This window comes from Allopusillimonas ginsengisoli (genome assembly GCF_004153455.1).
Classification (GTDB): Bacteria; Pseudomonadota; Gammaproteobacteria; order Burkholderiales; family Burkholderiaceae_B; genus Allopusillimonas; species Allopusillimonas ginsengisoli.
In genome coordinates, this window is record NZ_SDQE01000009.1 from 13,999 (window position 1) to 31,992 (window position 17,994).

20 protein-coding genes are annotated in these 17,994 nt (G+C 59.6%); all 20 read right to left on the reverse strand.

The features are described from left to right. Positions 1-8 precede the first annotated feature (8 nt). Positions 9-653 carry a hypothetical protein gene (locus ERE07_RS15035; protein WP_130009861.1) on the reverse strand — a complete coding sequence of 215 codons (645 nt, stop codon included), beginning with the start codon at positions 651-653 and terminating at the stop codon, positions 9-11. 61 nt (positions 654-714) lie between these two features. Beyond that, positions 715-1,596: a hypothetical protein gene (locus tag ERE07_RS15040; protein ID WP_130009862.1), complete on the reverse strand. Its 882-nt coding sequence runs from the start codon at positions 1,594-1,596 to the stop codon at positions 715-717. Continuing rightward, positions 1,593-2,924, reverse strand: a complete 1,332-nt coding sequence (locus tag ERE07_RS15045) for a hypothetical protein (protein WP_130009863.1) — start codon at positions 2,922-2,924, stop codon at positions 1,593-1,595. The genes ERE07_RS15040 and ERE07_RS15045 overlap by 4 nt, the downstream gene beginning before the upstream one ends. Beyond that, on the reverse strand, positions 2,921-3,187 hold the full coding sequence (locus ERE07_RS15050; protein WP_130009864.1) for a hypothetical protein: 267 nt from the start codon (positions 3,185-3,187) through the stop codon (positions 2,921-2,923). The genes ERE07_RS15045 and ERE07_RS15050 overlap by 4 nt, the downstream gene beginning before the upstream one ends. Before the next feature lie 86 nt (positions 3,188-3,273). Continuing rightward, the gene (gene phnP, locus ERE07_RS15055; RefSeq protein ID WP_245153738.1) at positions 3,274-4,041 is read right to left on the reverse strand and encodes a phosphonate metabolism protein PhnP; all 768 of its coding nucleotides are present in this window, start codon (positions 4,039-4,041) and stop codon (positions 3,274-3,276) included. A 27-nt stretch (positions 4,042-4,068) separates the two neighbouring features. After that, positions 4,069-4,632, reverse strand: coding sequence for a phosphonate metabolism protein/1,5-bisphosphokinase (PRPP-forming) PhnN (phnN, locus tag ERE07_RS15060; protein ID WP_130009865.1), 564 nt, complete (start codon positions 4,630-4,632; stop codon positions 4,069-4,071). Further along, on the reverse strand, positions 4,632-5,777 hold the full coding sequence (locus tag ERE07_RS15065) for an alpha-D-ribose 1-methylphosphonate 5-triphosphate diphosphatase (protein ID WP_130009866.1): 1,146 nt from the start codon (positions 5,775-5,777) through the stop codon (positions 4,632-4,634). The genes phnN and ERE07_RS15065 overlap by 1 nt, the downstream gene beginning before the upstream one ends. Continuing rightward, a complete protein-coding gene (gene phnL / locus ERE07_RS15070) occupies positions 5,767-6,471 on the reverse strand; it encodes a phosphonate C-P lyase system protein PhnL (RefSeq protein ID WP_130009867.1) in 705 nt (234 codons plus the stop codon). The genes ERE07_RS15065 and phnL overlap by 11 nt, the downstream gene beginning before the upstream one ends. 9 nt (positions 6,472-6,480) lie before the next feature. Beyond that, positions 6,481-7,251, reverse strand: coding sequence for a phosphonate C-P lyase system protein PhnK (phnK, locus tag ERE07_RS15075; RefSeq protein ID WP_130009868.1), 771 nt, complete (start codon positions 7,249-7,251; stop codon positions 6,481-6,483). After that, positions 7,248-8,117 (reverse strand): alpha-D-ribose 1-methylphosphonate 5-phosphate C-P-lyase PhnJ, encoded by an 870-nt coding sequence (locus ERE07_RS15080; protein ID WP_130009990.1) that lies wholly within the window; start codon positions 8,115-8,117, stop codon positions 7,248-7,250. The genes phnK and ERE07_RS15080 overlap by 4 nt, the downstream gene beginning before the upstream one ends. A gap of 5 nt (positions 8,118-8,122) precedes the next feature. Then, positions 8,123-9,262, reverse strand: coding sequence for a carbon-phosphorus lyase complex subunit (locus ERE07_RS15085; protein ID WP_130009869.1), 1,140 nt, complete (start codon positions 9,260-9,262; stop codon positions 8,123-8,125). Beyond that, complete coding sequence (gene phnH, locus ERE07_RS15090) at positions 9,253-9,858, reverse strand: phosphonate C-P lyase system protein PhnH (protein ID WP_130009870.1); 606 nt, start codon at positions 9,856-9,858, stop codon at positions 9,253-9,255. The genes ERE07_RS15085 and phnH overlap by 10 nt, the downstream gene beginning before the upstream one ends. Then, positions 9,858-10,319, reverse strand: coding sequence for a phosphonate C-P lyase system protein PhnG (phnG, locus tag ERE07_RS15095; RefSeq protein WP_130009871.1), 462 nt, complete (start codon positions 10,317-10,319; stop codon positions 9,858-9,860). The genes phnH and phnG overlap by 1 nt, the downstream gene beginning before the upstream one ends. Before the next feature lie 75 nt (positions 10,320-10,394). Next, positions 10,395-11,135, reverse strand: coding sequence for a phosphonate ABC transporter, permease protein PhnE (phnE, locus tag ERE07_RS15100; protein WP_130009991.1), 741 nt, complete (start codon positions 11,133-11,135; stop codon positions 10,395-10,397). Positions 11,136-11,305: 170 nt separating this feature from the next. Beyond that, on the reverse strand, positions 11,306-12,310 hold the full coding sequence (gene phnD, locus ERE07_RS15105) for a phosphonate ABC transporter substrate-binding protein (protein WP_130009872.1): 1,005 nt from the start codon (positions 12,308-12,310) through the stop codon (positions 11,306-11,308). Positions 12,311-12,375: 65 nt separating this feature from the next. Beyond that, a complete protein-coding gene (gene phnC / locus ERE07_RS15110; protein WP_130009873.1) occupies positions 12,376-13,206 on the reverse strand; it encodes a phosphonate ABC transporter ATP-binding protein in 831 nt (276 codons plus the stop codon). A gap of 358 nt (positions 13,207-13,564) precedes the next feature. After that, positions 13,565-14,269: a fumarylacetoacetate hydrolase family protein gene (locus ERE07_RS15115; protein WP_130009874.1), complete on the reverse strand. Its 705-nt coding sequence runs from the start codon at positions 14,267-14,269 to the stop codon at positions 13,565-13,567. Then, complete coding sequence (ppa, locus tag ERE07_RS15120) at positions 14,269-14,805, reverse strand: inorganic diphosphatase (RefSeq protein WP_130009875.1); 537 nt, start codon at positions 14,803-14,805, stop codon at positions 14,269-14,271. The genes ERE07_RS15115 and ppa overlap by 1 nt, the downstream gene beginning before the upstream one ends. Positions 14,806-14,852: 47 nt before the next feature. Beyond that, on the reverse strand, positions 14,853-16,376 hold the full coding sequence (locus ERE07_RS15125) for a heme biosynthesis HemY N-terminal domain-containing protein (RefSeq protein WP_130009876.1): 1,524 nt from the start codon (positions 16,374-16,376) through the stop codon (positions 14,853-14,855). Positions 16,377-16,386: 10 nt separating this feature from the next. Further along, entirely contained in the window at positions 16,387-17,991 is a 1,605-nt protein-coding gene (locus ERE07_RS15130) for a uroporphyrinogen-III C-methyltransferase (protein WP_130009877.1), read from the reverse strand. Positions 17,992-17,994 lie beyond the last annotated feature (3 nt).

Consider the following 17,994-nt stretch of genomic DNA (forward strand, 5'->3'; position numbering starts at 1 on the left):
ACAATGAATTAATCAATGTGAATATATACAACGGCACCCGCCGCCCTGGCCTGTATGAACAGGAAAAGTTCGTTGCCATGCCGCCGCCAGCGCTGATGGCCCTCTGTACTGCTGCAGCCGGTCTCGCATAGCCATGCCTGTTTGCGCAACGCTGATGCAATGTGCGCGGCCAGCGCGGCCGGCCGCATGTCGATGGCGTAGATGCTTTGGTTCGGCCCCGACGCACCGGCTGGATCTGCAACATGGTGCAGCAAACGTCGAGCGCCGGCAGGCAGCCAGGACAAGGGAGATGGCGCGGGGTGCGGTGAATGCGAGCCCGACGCCGTGGCGTCGGAAATGACCAAGGAGGACACGCGCCCGACGGCACCGCTTGAAACCGGCTCGATCTCGGCCAGCCAATGCGCGTTGCCGGCATAACCCGAAAGACGTATCAGACCGGGGCTGGTCACGATGTGCTGGAACAGATCAATGCGCCCCGACAGCAGGCGTGCCGCCTCGATAGCTGAGTTCCGTGACCGGAACAATTGAACACGCAAGGGAACACCATTCACGGTGGACGCCTGACTGTCATTCCATACAAAACCGGCTGTGGACAAGTTGTCCAGGCTTGCCCAGAGATCGTGCAGTGGTTTCGCGTTTACCCATGTCGACATGCACACGCCGACACACAATAACAGCGCCCATACGCCGTTCATACATGGGGCTCGACGGCGCTCAATCATCATGGCGACCTCTTCGAAGGGACACGCGGCCAGCGTATGAACGAACACCCACATGATCAGCATAGGCACGCCCACGCAACAGGCCAGTGGGCATCCTGCCGGACCACGGCCGCACCCAGTCGAACTGGGGCGCTGGCCGCGACCAGCCCTGATCGATGGTGCCGAGCGCTGATTCAAGGCCACGGCCCACACGCACCGATTGATCTGCTGCGTGCCGCCAGCCCAGGCGAGAGGCGGCCAAGCGATCGGCTGCAATAAAAGCTGATCCTGCATGCCCCGCACCGGACAAGATTGAAGTATGACGAGCCATTATGGGCGGCGCCAGACCTTCGAATACAGCATGTATGCTGCGAGGTAACACGCGCACAGTGAAGATGCCTTCATCCTTGATTTTCCAGTCTGCCCTCAAGGCATCGGCCAGTTCGCTGGAGCCACCGGGCTGCGCATGCGACGGCAGCATTGCGCCCTGATCAAGGACGGCGGCCAGATTGGCCTTATCCGCAGCAGGCGGGCTGGCCAGGTGATGAGGAAGGATGGTGGTTGTGGCAGGCAGCAAGGCGTGGCCCTGGAGATCACGCCATTGATGCGCGGGGCCATCGAAATGCCGCGCGAGCGCCTGTTCCTTGACGGCCTTTTGGTTGTTCAAGGCAGGGCTTCGCGTAAACAGGAATGCCGTCAGACTACTCGCATGTTGAGCGGACAAACCGATATCCTGCAGCCTGCCCAACCACCCCAGCGCCAGCCAGAACGCCGCCAGCACAGTGATGACGACCAACCCTTCGGCCAAGGCCTGGCCGCACTGCAACGCGGCAGGCAATGGTCTGCGCAGTGATTGTTTGCCCTGCGCGTTTGACGACTGAAGGTACAGACTCATGGACGCACGCTCCAAACAGGCGCCAGCCTCGCCTGCCAGTACGGAGTAAATAGATTAGGTAGCTCGGCGCGTCCATCTTTGCGGGGTTCGGGGAGATCAAAGAAGGTTTCCGCAGCGCTGCGGGCATGGACGTGAAGGCCATCCAGGCCCGGGTGCCGGAACGTCAAGCCAAAACGTAGCACCCCAGCCGCACGCGCGGAGTTGACGTCGTAATAGTCTGGTAAGCCTTGCGTCGCCCATCTGTCACGCTGCCTGACCGCTCTGAAATTGGCGCGCCGATTGCCTTGATGCCTGAATAGCCCTGCGGTAATGCCCTGGCTGGCAAAGCGCCAGAAATCTTCGGCCTGGATACTGTCTGCGGGTGGACGTACGGCGGATCCCGCCATAAACCGGGATGTGCCGGCTGCCATCCACGCCCAGCCCATGGGATATTCGCGGTAGTAACAAAATACTTTACGATTGAAGCGCAGAGCGTGAAAGGATTGGGTATCGATGGACTGCCACAGACCTTGCGCAGTCAGCAAGGTAGCGCCGCGCCGGCGAAGCTGATGCCGCAGATGAGGGCAAGCAGGCCACACCTGCCAGGGATTAACGGCAGTGAAATCCCTGCGCCCCAGGAATCGATACAACCCAACGGACTGCATGACCAGGTTGCGCAGGCGCTGAGGCGATCCGGTATTGCCCTGGAGGGCCTGGATGTAGCCCGGCAGGTTGTCGTCATCGAAAGACAGATCAAACTGCGACGGTGGGTACGCTGGATAGTTGCGAGCCAGCACTGCGTTGATGGCCTCGGCGCGCGCCTGGGCAATGCCATTGGCCACACCGTGCTGTACCGCAGACAACAACTGATGTATCGTCTTTTCGTGTGCCGCATAGGCATCTGCCAGTTCGCCATGGCTCTCGGCGTGGCGCTGCAGACCTGCTGCCCGCAACGACGCGCGATAAGCCGCCCCGTGCTCAGGGCCAAACAGCATGGAGATCAGATAGCCTGGCGGGTTTCCGCGCACATGGCTGGATGCCTGCATTCCGCCAAATTTGGCCCAGGAACCGAGGGTGACCAGATGTGCTAGGGCAACCTGGTGCGCAACATAGCTGCGATTGACATAGGCAAGCATGTTCAGGGCCCTGGCTTGCACCAGTGCGCCGCTATAGGCGGCCGCATCCAGCACATGCATTTGGCGGGATCGCGCTGCCGCCGTCTGGCTGACCACGAAGTATCGCGACAGCGCCAGCGCAAGCAGGCCAGCCAGCAACATACCCAGCACAAGCACTTGCCCGCTTTGGCAATCAAGCAGCTTTGGTTCGGGTTTAGCTACGCAATCCTTCATTTGCCGGCACCAGCGTTACCTGTAAAGGACTTGAGCGTTTTGGAGGAAGTCTGGGAGGCAGCGGTTTCTGCCGCGGAACGGGCAGCGCGAGACTGTCGGGCGCCGTCTTCGCCTGCGAGTTCCCGCGCCATGGCGGCTGTCTGGGAGCGCACAACCTGACCGAAGGATTGATAAACAGCAATGGCGGCGACGGCGACCAACGCGACCACGATCACATATTCGGACATGCCTTGTCCGCGTTGAGACTGATGACGAAACGGCATAGCGGGCTCCGGAAAATTGACAGGTGCCCAGTGTGCCGCGAGCCAGGCTGGCTGGCTATTCGCAGATACCGATCTGGCTGAAAAGATCAGGGTGGCAAATGGAACACATCACCATCGAAACCCAGTTCTGCTCCTTTCAGATCGCTAGCGGGATGCGCGATGAGAAAAGCGTCCAGATCATGACCGATATGTGTCAAGACTGCTTGCCTGGGTTGCAGGGCCGCGATCGAATCCAGCGCGCGTGGCAGATCATTATGGTTGCGTGGCGGCTGAGAGGCAGGCGCGTGCGTGCAATCGAGCACCAGCAGGTCCACCTCATGCTGGCGCAGAAACAGCAAGGTGTCCTCGGGCAAGCCCACGGTGTCCGTCAGGTAAGCAATAGACCGGCCCGCCTGCTCCAGCAGAAACCCAAAGGTCAAACGAGAATGCGCCAGTGGCACAGGGGTCAGGCGCAGGTCGCCCAGCACCAGCGGAACAAACGCCCGCAGCGAAGTGGAAAAATCCAGTATGCCCGGATGCTTGTAGAGATCGGCCAGACCCTCCGGGTCGGGCGGCCCCAGCACCGGGATCTTCAGGCCGGTCCCCCAACGCAGGTGCAACAGGCCCTGGGCATGATCGGCATGATAGTGTGTGAGCATGATGCCGCTCAGGCTTCCCGGCGGAAAGCGTTCAGTAAGATCGGTCAGACCGGCATCTATCAGCCATCGCTGCGTACCCGTCTCCACCAATGCCGAACAGGGGCCGCGTCGGTAACGCGCCGTGTGCCGCGCCCGCTGGCAGGCCATGCACGTGCAGTTGTAAACCGGCACCTGGGCGGCACTGCCTGTCCCCAACAACGTGAATGTCATTGACATGTGTTCCCCGCGACAAGACGTGTAGCGTCAGATCTCAGCCTGCCCTTGCTGCAGGCGTCGATACAGCGCATGCACAGCCTCCTCCGGATTGCCCGAATTGTCAATCCACAGCATCGACTTGGCGATAGACTCGGGGAACATGTGGAACGTGCTGTTGCGTTCGAGTCTGGACTGTATTTGCGCCGCCGATTCGCGCCCGCGTCTGAGCAGCCGCTCACGCAACAAGTGTGGGCTGACGTTGAGCAACACGGGCACCAGATCGCGATAGCGCGCCATGGCCGTGGGCAAGTAAGCACGTGAGCCATTGACGAAAACGTCCTGACCTGCCGCCAACCGGTCGTTTACATGGCGCAAGACGCCATAGGCCAGCCCATGCGCGCGCCAGGCCATGGCAAGCAAGCCGGCAGCCTCCATTTGCGCAAACTCGTGCTCCGTCACTGCCAGAGCGCCCGCTTCTGCCAGATGCGCGTCCCGGGTGATAACGCGAGGGGCAAGAAATGCCTGGTTGCCCATCAAACGTAGAACGCCCTGCAGCACCGTATCCTTTCCCGCGCCAGACGGTCCCATGAGATAAACGAGGCGGCCCGGCATCAGAACACGCGTTGTCCGCCGCGCCACACCTGCCCAACCACAAAACCCTTGCCGTGAGGCCGGGTTCGAACAAGATCGGCACGCATGCCGCTGCGGATCTCACCGCGATCCGCCAAGCCCGCGGCGCGCGCAGGCGCCAGGCTAATGGAGGCAACGGCCCTGGGCAGATCGTACCCTGGGACGTCGTGCGCCAGGATGCCTGCCGCCTGCAACAGGCTGGAAGGGTAATAATCGCTGGAAAGGATATCGAGCACGCCTTGCCCTGCAAGGTCTGCCGCGGCGACATTACCCGAATGCGATCCGCCGCGCACAATGTTGGGCGCGCCCATCAGCACCTTGAGCCCCAGTTGATGGCTGGTGCGGGCAGCTTCGACAGTTGTCGGAAACTCGGCAATGCTCATGCCCAGGTCCGCCGATTCACGCGCATGCGCGACGGTTGCGTCGTCATGGCTGGCAATCGATAGCGAGCGCTGACGGCATTCCTGGACAATTGAGCGCCGATAGCGATCACTGTAGCGGCGGGAGTTCTGTTGATGCGTGTCAATGAAGGCATCTATTTCCCGATCCGTCAGGTGATATTTTCCCTGGTAGTACTCACGATACTTTTCGATCTTGACGAACTGGCGCTGGCCGGGTGAATGATCCATGACGGAAACCAGCTGTACCAAGGGAGACTGAACCAGCTCATTGAACAGCGTCAGTGTTTGCTCGTGACTGAGTTCGCAGCGCAGGTGCAAACGATGATCCGCCCGCATATGGCCATCCTCGCCCGCGTGACGGATGGCGCGCAGCATGATGGGCAACTGACGCATGCGGTTGCCGCGAGGGCTGACGTCGCCGATGGACAACGCATCGAAGACCGTTGTGATACCGGCCGCGACCACCTGCGCGTCATGCGCGAGCACCGCAGATTCGGATGGCCAATCCACGCCGGGCCTGGGATTCATGTATTTTTCGAGATTGTCGGTATGCAACTCCACGAGTCCGGGCATCAGGTAATCCCCTTCAACGTCCTGGGCGCCGGGCAGGCTGCTCTGGCTGCTGCATACGTCGTGGATCATGCCATCGCGCACTGCGATGGTGCCCGATATGATCTCTGTCGCCGTGACAATTCGCGCGTTGGTAAAAATCTGCTCAGCAGACATAAGCGTGCTCCCCTGGCGTCATATCCAGATAGCGATCAGCGATCGCCATTCGTGTTCTTTCATCGTGCGAGATGGCAATGAGGGCGGAACCCTGTGCCTTGACTTCATCAATAAGCGCCAGCACAACCCGCCGGTTGGCGTCGTCCAGCGATGCAGTCGGTTCGTCCAGCAGCATGATGGGCCACTCAACCATGAAGCTGCGAGCGATATTCACGCGCTGCTGCTCTCCGCCCGAGAACGTGGAAGGCGCCAACGGCCATAATCGCTCCGGGATACCCAAACGCTGCAACAGCGAGGCGGCACGCTCGCACGCCAACTCCGGCTCGACGCCGCGCGCAAGCGCTGGCTCCATCACCACGTCCAGGCAGGCCACGCGCGGAATCACACGCAGGAACTGGCTGACGTAGCCCAGCGTGCTGCGGCGCAACGCCAAGGTCTGGCGTGGCTCAGCGCCCACCATTTCAATCATGTTGCCCTCGTGCAGTATCCGGATGCTGCCCGAGGCGGGAAGATAGTTGCCATACAGGGTACGCAACAGCGTGGACTTACCGGCCCCCGAACGCCCATGCAGCAGCAGACATTCTCCCGCCTTGACTTCAAATGCCAGGCTATGCAGCACATCGAGCATCGCACCTTGCTGGTGATGCAAGGTAAAAGTCTTGGCCAGGCCGCGAACTTGCAGGACGCTATTCATGTGTATACCTCAAGGTTGCAGGACAGAAGACACCAACAACTGGCTGTAGGCGTGTTGCGGATCATCCAGTATCTGGTCGGTCAGACCGGCTTCGACGACACGCGAGCGACGCATCACCATCAGACGATCCGCCAGCAGCCTGGCGACGGCCAGATCGTGCGTGACAAGGACCACCGCCAGTTGCAGTTCCCTTACCAGGCCACGCAACAAATCCAGCAAATGCGCCTGCACCGACACATCCAGGCCACCGGTAGGTTCGTCCATGAACAGCAACCGCGGGCGCGACACCAGGTTGCGCGCAATTTGCAGGCGCTGCTGCATGCCACCTGAGAATGTGCGCGGCAGATCGTCTATGCGGTGGGGATCTATCTCCACCTGCGCCAGCCAGTCCAGCCCCGCCTGCCGCAACCTGCCGTAGTGACGCATTCCCTGCGCCATCAATCGCTCGCCAATATTCGCGCCGGCAGAAACGCTCATGCGCAGACCATCACGCGGATTCTGTTCAACACATCCCCATTCCGTGCGCAGCAAGGCGCGTCGCTGCGCATCACTAGCCTGGTAAATCTCAAGCTGCTCGCCTGCGGATGTTCTATAGAACACCGATCCGCAGTCCGGCCGTACCTTGCCGGACAACACGCTAAGCAGCGTTGATTTTCCCGAACCAGACTCGCCGACAATGCCCAGCACTTCGCCCGGATAAAGCTCAAAGCTGACAGCCTGACAGCCAGTATCAGGCGCGTAGAGACGCGTTAGATTGCTTACAGACAGCAAGGGTGTCATTGTGCCGCCTCCTGGCGCTGTTGGCGTTGATGGCAGTAATCGGTATCAGAGCAGATAAACACTCTGGTGCCATGGTCATCCACAATGAGTTCATCCAGATAGGATGTGTTGCTTTCGCAATGCGCGCAGGCCTGATTCCAGACAGGCAGTTCAAACGGATGATCTTCGAAATCCAGGCTGACCACGGGACAATAGGGCGGCAGCGCATACAGGCGCTTTTCCCGCCCCGCTCCAAACAACATGAGCGCCGGACTCATATGCAGCTTGGGATTATCGAACTTGGGAATGGGTGAGGGATCCATGACGTAACGTCCATCAACCATGACGGGATAGGCATAGGCTGTGGCAATGTGTCCATACGTCGCAATGTCCTCATAGAGCTTTACATGCATCACGCCATAGTCATTCAGCGCATGCATGTTTCGCGTCTCGGCATCCGAAGGCTCGATGAAACGCAATGGCTCGGGGATAGGCACCTGAAAGACCAGGATCTGCCCTTTGCGCAAAGCTGTCTCAGGAATGCGGTGGCGGGTCTGTATGATGCTGGCCTCCGTCGTTTTTTCTGTCGTTCGCACACCGGCCGTTCGCACAAAGAAGCGACGTATCGACACTGCATTGGTGGTATCGTCTGCGCCCTGGTCTATTACCTTCAGCACGTCCTGGCGGCCGAGCACGGCCGCTGTAACTTGCATGCCGCCCGTGCCCCAGCCATAGGGCAAAGGCATCTCTCGCCCGCCAAAGGGCACTTGGTAACCGGGAACCGCTACCGCCTTGAGCAACCCTCTTCGCAGGCTGCGCTTGGTCTGTTCGTCGAGGTAGGCAAAGTTATAGCCAGCCGCATCGGCGCTATCGCCGTGGGGGTGCATCGTTGTCACGATTGTTCCTCCTGCGTTGAAACAGCGGGGGTTTCGCCCTTCTCTTTCGTTGCCGCAGCGCGTCTGAGCTTGCGTATCAGATCAAGTTCAGATTGAAAGTCTACGTAATGCGGAAGCTTCAGGTGGGAGACAAAACCCGCCGCCTCCACGTTGTCGCAGTGCATCAGCACAAACTCTTCCTGTTGCGCAGGCGATTCAACGTCTTCCTGGTATTCGGAAGCGCGCAGCGCGCGATCAACAAGCGCCATACCCATGGCCTTGCGTTCCGCATTGCCAAAGGCCAGTCCGTAACCACGCGTAAACTGAGGCGGTTGGGTTTTGCTGCCTACGAATTGATTGATCATTTCGCACTCCGTTACCTCAATATCACCGATCGGCACGGCGAATCCGAGTTCTTCGGGCTCGATCCACACTTCGACCTGACCGACGCGTATTTCTCCCGCAAAGGGATGGTTGCGCCCATAGCCGCGTTGGGTGGAATAACCCAATGCCAGCAAAAATCCTTCATCCCCCCGCGCCAGTGCCTGCAGGCGCTGCGGGCGCGTAGTCGGAAAGTCCAAGGGATCGCGTGTGATGTCAGGCACATCACCATGGCTGTCGGACTCACGCCCCAACAGGCCCTCCTTTGCGAGTAATGACGCAACGCGCGGCAGCGCGCTGTCCGTTTCGATGGGCTGTGCCGGTCCGGAGCGCGCCTGCGCCTGAGGCACGCATGGCGTGCTGTCATTCGACCTGAGCAGAGTGAAATCCAACAGGCGATGGGTGTAGTCGAACGTGGGCCCAAGCACTTGCCCGCCCGGCAAATCCTTGAACGTCGCGGAGATGCGTCGCTCGGCCCGCATCGCGCCGGTGTTCAGCGGCACGCTGGCCATGAATCGTGGCAGTGTGGTCCGGTATGCACGCAGAAGGAAAATCGCCTCAAGCATATCGCCCGCGGCCTGCTTGAGCGCGAGCGCCGCCAGCTCGGGATCGAACAAAGACCCTTCACTCATAATGCGCGCCACCGCGAGCGGCATCTGCTCACGCAACTGAGCTACCGATAGCTCAGGCACGGCGGGATCGCCCCGTCTGCGCGCAGCCAATAGCGCGTGCGCATTGTCGATGGCTTTTTCACCGCCTTTAACGGCTACGTACATGTGGACGTCTCCTGGATAGTGTGCAGGACACGCGTGCTGCGTGGCAGCGCCGCCAACTGCCGGCCTGCTGTAAAGAAATAATCCAATCCTCGCGGAAAAGCCTGCGCGCTGCGCTGGGCCCAGAACGCGGCAGGCAACGGAAGGCGCATGCTGCGATTATCGAGAATGCCAGGCCCCTGCCAGGTGGTGGCACGACCATCGTCCAAACTATTCAGTTGAACGATGGCGGTGCAGGAAGTATGAGGATCGCGATCCGTGCCAACTCGGAAATCGCTCAATCGGCCCAGGTCGTCTGGCGTCAACAACGCAAACGCGGCCTGCCCGGGTGTCGCCACAACGGGGCAGCCACAGTGAAATGCCAGATTGGCGCGGACCACCGGGTTATCAAAGGTAGGCGCGAGCCACACGGCCGTCTCGCTGTCGAACAAGGTCAGGCACAGCGCATAACTGGCGGCGCACAGCGGTGCAAGCGCAGGCGCGGCGCCGATATCATGGCAGGTGCCGGGTTCGGACATGGCGCTCAATGCGTGCCGAAAAACCTTTTGCGCCGCATCGACAGGCGCATCAAACGCGGGGGTCAACATGCTGTCGCTCATCAATCCTCCCCTCGTACCAGCGTGGTGAAATCCACCTGGGTGCCGGCTGCTTCCATGGCGCGCTTTGCCGCCAGCGTCTGCTGCTCGGTACGCAACGGTGCGATCAACGCTTCCTGCCAATACTGCGCCTGAGCCCCCTGCAACAAGGCATCGGCCAGCGCGGCCAACTCCGCGCGTAGGTGCGAGCGACCCGCAATATAGCTGTGCCCAGTCGTGCCGTCGTCCAGTTGGACGACACAACGCGTAACCGTCATCTCGCCAAGATTGAACGATGCGCCATCGCCGCCCATGCGTCCACGAACCATCACCATTCCGGTTTCGGGGGTGCGGACATAGCGATGGCCGTGTGCACGCAACGCGACGCTGTGCGCCTCCAGGCTCGCGCCCGCCCGGCTCAGTATCTGCATCCATCGCTGGCGCTGCGTTGTCGGCGCAACGGATGGAAAGGTTGAGTTGGTCATGCAATACTCCGGTCTGGAACCTCATTCATAGACAGCCGCCCTTGTGCTCCAGTGTTTGATCTGAGTGTGGATAAATCATATGAAGTGCTTGCGCAAACGCTGCGACATAATGTCGATGACGCTTACCGCCACAATAATGATCAGAAGAATGGCGCAAGTCTGGGCCAGTTGAAAACCGCGGATTGCTTCCCAGAGCGTGACGCCTATACCGCCTGCCCCCACCATTCCGACGACGGTGGCTGAGCGCACGTTGGATTCAAATCGGTACAAGGAGTAGGAAATCCACAATGGCAGAACCTGCGGTATCACGCCATAGATGACTTCCTGCAGCGCGCTTGATCCGCTGGCCCTGACACCTTCCACCGGCCCATTTTCAATCGCTTCGACCGCTTCAGCGAACAGTTTGGCGAGGACGCCAGTGGTGCCCACAAACAGCGCCATGACGCCAGCGAAAGGTCCCAACCCAACCGCCACGACAAACAACATCGCAAACACCATTTCGTTGATGGACCGGAAGGCATCCATGGCGCGCCGCACGGGCTGGCACAGCCACCACGGCGTAATATTTTCCGAACAGAGTATGCCCAAGGGGATGGAGCAGACGATGGCCAGCGCAGTCCCCCAGATGGCTATTTGCACCGTCACCATCATCTCGGACAGGTATTGCCGCCAGTATCTGAAGTCGGGCGGGAAAAAATCCGCAATGAACTCCTTCATATTGTCAGCATCGCGCCATAGCATGGCGGGATTCATCTCGGCCCCCTTCCAGGCCCAGGCCAGCGCGGCAGCCAGCAGTACCCAGCCCAGCCATGCCATGCGCGAGCGTCTGGGTGGGGCAGGCAACGTCCTGAGCGATAGGTTGCGGTCCCGTGTCGCCGGGACAATCCCATCTTGAAAGTCTGATGTTGTGCTGTGACTAGTCGTCATTAACGTGATTCCAACAGGCATAGCCTGGCGCCCCAGACGCCAGGCTTGCATCCGGTCGCTCAGTGCGCACTGGCCACGTTCTTCTCTACTGCGGCCATCTGACTGGACAAGGTCTCGAGTTGGGCGTCAATCTTTTCGACCTTTGCTTTCTTTTCCTTGTCATCCATCGTGCTGTCGGCAAGCACTTGACTGCGGGACTTGAACAATTCGAGCTGGCGTATTGGCAACAGTTGATCATCGCTGGAGGAACGGAACTTGCCCCACTGCAAACCTGCAAGCACTTTCAGCTCATGCTCGTTGGCGCCATAACTGGCGAAGAAATGACGTAGCTTGTCTTTGGTTTCCTCCGGCAGGTTTTTGCGCCAGACAATGGGATCGGCTGGAATCAGCGGCGATTTCCATATCACTTTGAGTTGCGCCGCCTTGGCCGGATTCGTTTGCTCCAGACGGTCCATGCCCTCGGTATTGAATGTAGCGACATCCACCTGCTTGTTGGCGACGCTCAGCGCATTGACCTCGTGGCTGGCGTTCAGCGTGCGCTTGAAGATCTTGGACGCATCCACATTGTTTTTGGCAAAAACGTAGTAACCAGGAACCAGAAAACCGGAGGTTGAGTTGGGGTCGCCATTGCCAAAGTTCAGCTCACTGGCCTTGGCCAACATGTCTTCAACGGAATTGATGGGGCTGTCCTTGTGCGCAATCAGAATGCTCCAGTATCCGGGCGAGCCATCCGCGGCAACGGTTTGCGCAAACACCTGGCCACCGGCGCGATCGACGGCTTCCATGGCCGATTTATTGCCATACCATGCAATGTCGACCTTATCAAAACGCATGCCCTGAATAATGCCGGCATAGTCTGGCGCAAAAAACGCCTTGATCTCCATACCCGTCTTGTCGCTCATTTCTTTCAGGAATGGCGTCCAGTGTTCCTTCAGGTTCTGTGAAGATTCCGTAGAAATGATGCCGAAATTGAGCGTCTTGAGCGACTCGGCACCAGCCGTGCAGCACAGTGCGGCGCCAGCCAACGCAGAAGCCATCAGCGCCTTGCGCATGTGTTTGAACATAAAATACTCCAGTGAAGAGAAGACCGATCCTTCGGCACGCATTTATAAGAAGCGGACAACCTGAATCAGGCCGCCGCAAGCGTCAGCCCGTGGCGTTCGGATCCTGTCGACCTGGCGGGCGTCAGGAGCGAAGCGGAGGTGTCGCTGCCATATAGTTGATTGAGAAACGAGTGGCTCAGCGCATTCACCGATCCATCAAAATGAATGCGGCCATTCCTTAACGCAACGACACGCTCGCAATAGCGAGTGGCGTAATCCACCTGATGCAACGTGACCACCACGGTCTTGCCATCGGTTTCGTTGATGTCACGCAGAATGTCCATGACCTTGCGTGCAGACTCGGGATCCAGCGATGCGATGGGCTCATCCGCCAGAATCACTTCGGCCTGCTGGGTGAGCGCACGGGCGATGGCAACGCGCTGCTGCTGTCCCCCCGATAATGTCGAGGCTCGCTGCCAGGCATAGTCAGCCATGCCTACGCGCTCAAGCGAGGCCATGGCCAGTGCCTTGTCGTGAACACTGAACCTGCCCAGCGTGCCGCGCCAGCGTGGAATTCGTCCGAGGCGTCCCATCAGCACATTCCCCAGCACACTGACCCGGCCAATGAGATTGAACTGCTGAAAGATGTAGCCGATCTCGGCACGAACACGGCGCACCTGCCGGTCCAGGCGCCCATTGCTTTGAACACTTCGACCCAGCATGGCGACATGGCTGTCTCCGCCCTGATCAGCACATGCCAGCCCGCTCAGGTGACGCAGCAGTGTTGATTTGCCTGATCCCGACGGTCCAATCAACGCCACCATTTCGCCCGCGCACACGTCCAGTTCCAACTCGTGCAGCGCTTGCTTGCCACCAAAACTCTTGATCAGCCTCTCAACGCGAATCACTGTATCCATGCTGCATGCACTCCCGGCCACCAGGCATCATTGCCTCGAATGACTTGCATGGTAGGGAGAACAGATGACCCTCAGATTAACCAGGCGTGAAGATTTGATGACACACTATGACACTTAATCACCTGCATGGCTCATTCCATTTTCGCCAGTGATTCCGTCTGCCTGAATCGTTCAGCGCAGGCACGTTTGCCAGTGAAAGATAAAAACGGAAAACAAAAAAGCCACGGCAAATGCACTGCACCCCAAAAACTGGATGGATGTCCAATTTTTGGGGTGCAGTGTAAAAGCCTGGCTTTTTAGGCCGATGGCCAGCAACGAGCAAGCTTGGAATGCCCGCCCGGTGCGAGCTGAATTTGGCTTATGCGGGACTACCCACCTTGACGTGCAGCTCTCCCAGTCCGGCGATCGCACCCACCATGACGTCTCCTGTCACCACAGGGCCAACGCCTTCTGGTGTGCCGGTAAATATCAAATCACCCGCCTTGAGCTCAAACAGGCTGGACAAATAGGCAATGGCTTCTGGCACGTTCCAGATCATTTGCGACAAGTCGCCGGACTGATGTGCCTGGCCATTGACGCTGAGCGTGATGGCACCTGCATCCAGCGGCCCTGTATGCGCTAGCGCATGCAAAGGACCAATGGGCGCAGACAGATCAAAGGCTTTGCCAACTTCCCAGGGCCTGCCCTGCTTCTTGGCTTCGCCTTGCAAGTCGCGACGCGTCATGTCCAGCCCGATGGCATAGCCCCATATACATTCGGCGGCCTGTTCGACACTGAGATCACGTCCACCCTTGCCCAGCGCAACAACCAGTTCAATCTCGTAATGCAGATTAGTGCTGCGTGGGGGATAAGGCATGACGCCTTGACTGCCGTCGGCCACACTGAGCAACGCATCGGCCGGTTTGCAGAAAAAAAATGGATCTTCACGGCCGGTGAAACCCATTTCCTTGGCGTGTTCAGCGTAGTTTCGTCCCACACAATAAACGCGCCGAACAGGAAAAACCAATTCGCTGCCGGACACCGGCAGCGCCACCGGGGGATGAAAAGGAATCACCGATTCCACTATTTGCTCCCTTGCGCATAACGTGCGGCGCTATCCCGAATCTCCGTCAACGCGGCTTCGGGGCCGTCCCAGCCCTGCACCTTGACCCACTTGCCTTTCTCGAGATCCTTGTAATGCTCGAAAAAATGCTGGATACGCTGGAGCTCCAGCTCGGGAACATCCTGAACCGTCTTGATCTTGCCATAGGGAGGATAGAGCTTGTCCACGGGAACGGCCAGCAACTTGGCATCTCCGCCCGCCTCATCTTCCATCTTGAGCACACCGATGGCACGGGCACGGATGACGCAACCAACCTGTACCGGGAACGGTGCCAGCACCAGAACATCGACAGGGTCGCCATCATCGGAGATGGTCTGGGGGATATAGCCGTAGTTGCATGGGTAATGCATGGCTGTCAGCATGAAGCGATCGACGAATACGGTACCGCTATCTTTATCAACCTCGTACTTGACGGGATCGGCATTCATGGGGATTTCGATAACAACATTGAATTCGTCCGGCAATTTGGCGCCGGCGGGTACTCGATCTAAGCTCATGCTTGGTCTTGCCTTGTGTTAAATATAAAAAATCTTGTGTTTGAAAATCAGTCGCGCCGCTTGCTGCGCCCCGCGAGATCTGTCGCTTCGGAAAGATCCACGCCCGGTATGGGTGCGCTGTCAAAGTATTCGTCCAGCCCGGCGTTATCGCCCGCTGCGGCTACATTGCCAGAGGCAGCAGACGCCGTGGCCGCCGATGCGGGCGGGCCAGCCGATTCTACGCCACCGCCATCCGCATCGAAGAAATCGGCTGCGCTGGCCGCCATGGGAGGCGGCATATCACGCAGAACCTGGGTCTGCTGGACCATGCCGGCATCCACCAGCGTGGGATCATTCCGCACATCGGCCGCGGGCAAGTAACGATTGATGGCAGGCAACACAGGCATCGTACCTGCCACACCCGCAGCCAGACGCCAATGCTTCATGGCGTCGCCAGTGCGACCCAGGCTGTCGTAGAGGCTACCCAGCAGGGCGTGGATACGCAAGTCGCTGCGAAGCTTCATGCTACGCAGCAGATAATGCTCCCCGGGCCCCCAAAGTTCACCCGTCAAGCACAGTTTGCCGAGCGCGGCCAGCAATGCCGGATCGTCGGGATGGGATTTCAGCCACCCTTCGGCCTTGCTTAAACGACGCGCCACCTGCTCGGAAGGACATTGTGCATAGGCGCTCAGCAAACGCGGCTCGAGCTTGACATTGAGCGCCGCCTCCAGGATCTTGGCCGCTTCTTCCTGATTGCCTGCAGCGGTCTGAATAGTTGCGGCAGCCAGGGCAATGTCGGGGAGCGTGCGTTCATCCGACTTGAGATCGCCCCAGATGGCTTTGTAGCCGTCGATACCGGCCAGTTGCAGCCGCGCAGCGGCCGACATCTCTATCAGTTGGCGCGCTTCCGATTTTTCGATGGCGCCTCGCCGCAGCAGCAGTCGGGTGAGCTCGTAGATGCGCTCGTGATTGTGCAATTGACGATGAGCGCGCAACAAAAGGTGAGTGCTCTGCAGATGCGCTGCGCTGGCATCCTGCATGGGTTTGAGCAGTTCAAGCGCCTCCTGCGGGCGATTCTGATCCAAATACATTTCAGCCGCGACAGTGGTTGTCGCTTCGCGCAGGCGCGTATTGTCCTTGGCGCTGGCAGAGGCGAGCGACAAGGCTTCATCGCGACGCGAAAACTCGCCAAGGTGGTGACACGCTCGCGCCGAGGCCAGGCCCGCGAGCACTTTTCGTCCGTCAGAGCGCGTACGCCCGATGAGCTTGGAAAGGTCTTTGTCCGCATCCGCATAACGGCCTTCAAGCACCTTTATCCAACCGTTTTCCAGAAGCTCATGATCCCGTTTCTCGGCACGCAGGGACCGCCACGAACGGAAACGCTCAGGGCCGGCGCCTATCCACGCAAACATCCGCAAAACGATGTAGAGCACGACAAAGCTGGCAACCAGCAACAAAACCGCCAGTGTCAATGACAATTCGATGCGCCAGGGTTGGGCGATGATGAGTACGTTGCCGCTGTGTTCGCGCAACACCAGCGCCAGGCAAACGGCAATGACAAAAACAATGAGGGTCCAGAACCAGGTTTTCATGGGATGCCCTTTACGACCGGTTCAAGGAAAAAACCGTTGCCCGGGCGTGCGCTGCTCCGATTGAAGCCGTGCTGCCCGCCATGACAGGCGATCCAGGCGCGCGTGCGGACGATCCACCCTCCACACGCTCGGGCGCCGAATCAGGCAGTTGCGGCGCAGCGTCGTCAGACTCCGGCACATCCGCCCCTGATTGTGGCACATCGGATTCGGGTTTCGGCGCTTCTGCGTCTGGCTGCGGCGTATCGGCCCCCGATTGCGGCCCGCCCTGTTCTGGCGCGCCGGTATCGGGCAATGCCTCGTCGCTGTTTGGCGTGGGGGCAGCCTCTGGCGAAGCCCCGTTCGTTGCGTCGTCGCCAGACTCGGCAGGTGCCTCGCCGGTTCTGTCGAGCTGGTCGGATTCGCCTTGCGCCTTGCGGTCTCGTGCTTCGCGGAGCACTTCAATGGCCTGGAGGCTATTGTCGACGGTAGGCACGCGGACATCAATGGGCGTGTCCGCAAACTGCCGAGCCAGTTTCAAGGCCTGCCGGGTCTGCGCAGATTTTGGATCGAAGCGACGCTCAACCGCCTGGAGCAGCGCATCGGTCTCGGTTTCCCATATACCGGGCTGATGCATCATGAGCGCGAGTTGCGCGGTCATGGTGCGAAGACGCAGATTGTCGCGGAACCGGGTTGCCTGATCCGGCGACATCAGCAGCGCCGATGCGTCGTCCACCCGGCGCACATCGATGAAATCGCCTAGGTCCTGACGGACCGAACGCCAGGCCTGGGTGGCCCAGGCGCTCGCCGTGTCCAGGCCTTGGCGCCACCAAGGGCTTTGGGCGGTGCTGGCAGGTGCTTCCGTGCCTTGCGATGCGCCGGGCTTGGTCTGGGCATTGGAAGGGGATTGTTCTGGCTCGACAGGCTTGGGCGCCGCTTCGTCTGGCACGAGCAGGGGAGCCTGGCTGACAAGGTTGCTGAACTCTTCAAGCTGAGACGAAATCAGTGCAACGTCGATGGTCGAGGCAGCGCGAAGCCGGTCCAGATCGCCATTGATCGTCTGCTGCAGCGACGCCAGTCCGGGCCGATTGGCGCGTGCCAATTGGGCCTGGGCAGTTTCCAGTGAAATGATGGCGTTGGCGACATTGCCGCCCAGCTGCAACTGTTGCTGTGCGATGGTCAGCAGATGATCTATATCGTTCAGCAGAACCAGTTCGGAGCCGCTATCCGTGATCAACTGAAAGGCTTGCTCCAGGCCATCGATCTGCTCGCGCGAGTCGCGCAGCTCTCGCTGCAATGCAGTGATCTGTTCATGCTGCCGTTGGGCCTGGGCCAGCGCTTCTTGCGCTTGCTGGCTGGCCTGCTGGGCTGCGCTTGCACTATTGCCCGCTTCTTGCCGGAGCTGGGTTGAGAATGCCGTGAACTGCTGCTGCTGATACCAGAGCGCCGCCGCCAGGACGAGCGCGACGACCACGACAACGATCAGCACCATCCCCGCCAGGCCACGGCGTTTCGTGGCAGCTTTGCCGGCCTGTGACGCAGGGCGCGCCGCTGGCTCGGGCCTTGATGTCGCGTTGGATGTCGCGGAAGCCGTTTCCGGCTGCTTGTTTTGCGGGAGCTCGGTGTTTTTATCTGTCATGGC

Bases quoted from the DNA above. Each gene is read 5' to 3' on its own strand.
- ERE07_RS15035 (WP_130009861.1), bottom strand. From the start codon at position 653: ATGTCGACATGGGTAAACGCGAAACCACTGCACGATCTCTGGGCAAGC.
- ERE07_RS15040 (WP_130009862.1), bottom strand. From the start codon at position 1,596: ATGAGTCTGTACCTTCAGTCGTCAAACGCGCAGGGCAAACAATCACTG.
- ERE07_RS15045 (WP_130009863.1), bottom strand. From the start codon at position 2,924: ATGAAGGATTGCGTAGCTAAACCCGAACCAAAGCTGCTTGATTGCCAA.
- ERE07_RS15050 (WP_130009864.1), bottom strand. From the start codon at position 3,187: ATGCCGTTTCGTCATCAGTCTCAACGCGGACAAGGCATGTCCGAATAT.
- phnP (WP_245153738.1), bottom strand. From the start codon at position 4,041: ATGTCAATGACATTCACGTTGTTGGGGACAGGCAGTGCCGCCCAGGTG.
- phnN (WP_130009865.1), bottom strand. From the start codon at position 4,632: ATGCCGGGCCGCCTCGTTTATCTCATGGGACCGTCTGGCGCGGGAAAG.
- ERE07_RS15065 (WP_130009866.1), bottom strand. From the start codon at position 5,777: ATGTCTGCTGAGCAGATTTTTACCAACGCGCGAATTGTCACGGCGACA.
- phnL (WP_130009867.1), bottom strand. From the start codon at position 6,471: ATGAATAGCGTCCTGCAAGTTCGCGGCCTGGCCAAGACTTTTACCTTG.
- phnK (WP_130009868.1), bottom strand. From the start codon at position 7,251: ATGACACCCTTGCTGTCTGTAAGCAATCTAACGCGTCTCTACGCGCCT.
- ERE07_RS15080 (WP_130009990.1), bottom strand. From the start codon at position 8,117: ATGCACCCCCACGGCGATAGCGCCGATGCGGCTGGCTATAACTTTGCC.
- ERE07_RS15085 (WP_130009869.1), bottom strand. From the start codon at position 9,262: ATGTACGTAGCCGTTAAAGGCGGTGAAAAAGCCATCGACAATGCGCAC.
- phnH (WP_130009870.1), bottom strand. From the start codon at position 9,858: ATGAGCGACAGCATGTTGACCCCCGCGTTTGATGCGCCTGTCGATGCG.
- phnG (WP_130009871.1), bottom strand. From the start codon at position 10,319: ATGACCAACTCAACCTTTCCATCCGTTGCGCCGACAACGCAGCGCCAG.
- phnE (WP_130009991.1), bottom strand. From the start codon at position 11,135: ATGGCATGGCTGGGCTGGGTACTGCTGGCTGCCGCGCTGGCCTGGGCC.
- phnD (WP_130009872.1), bottom strand. From the start codon at position 12,310: ATGTTCAAACACATGCGCAAGGCGCTGATGGCTTCTGCGTTGGCTGGC.
- phnC (WP_130009873.1), bottom strand. From the start codon at position 13,206: ATGGATACAGTGATTCGCGTTGAGAGGCTGATCAAGAGTTTTGGTGGC.
- ppa (WP_130009875.1), bottom strand. From the start codon at position 14,805: ATGAGCTTAGATCGAGTACCCGCCGGCGCCAAATTGCCGGACGAATTC.
- ERE07_RS15125 (WP_130009876.1), bottom strand. From the start codon at position 16,376: ATGAAAACCTGGTTCTGGACCCTCATTGTTTTTGTCATTGCCGTTTGC.
- ERE07_RS15130 (WP_130009877.1), bottom strand. From the start codon at position 17,991: ATGACAGATAAAAACACCGAGCTCCCGCAAAACAAGCAGCCGGAAACG.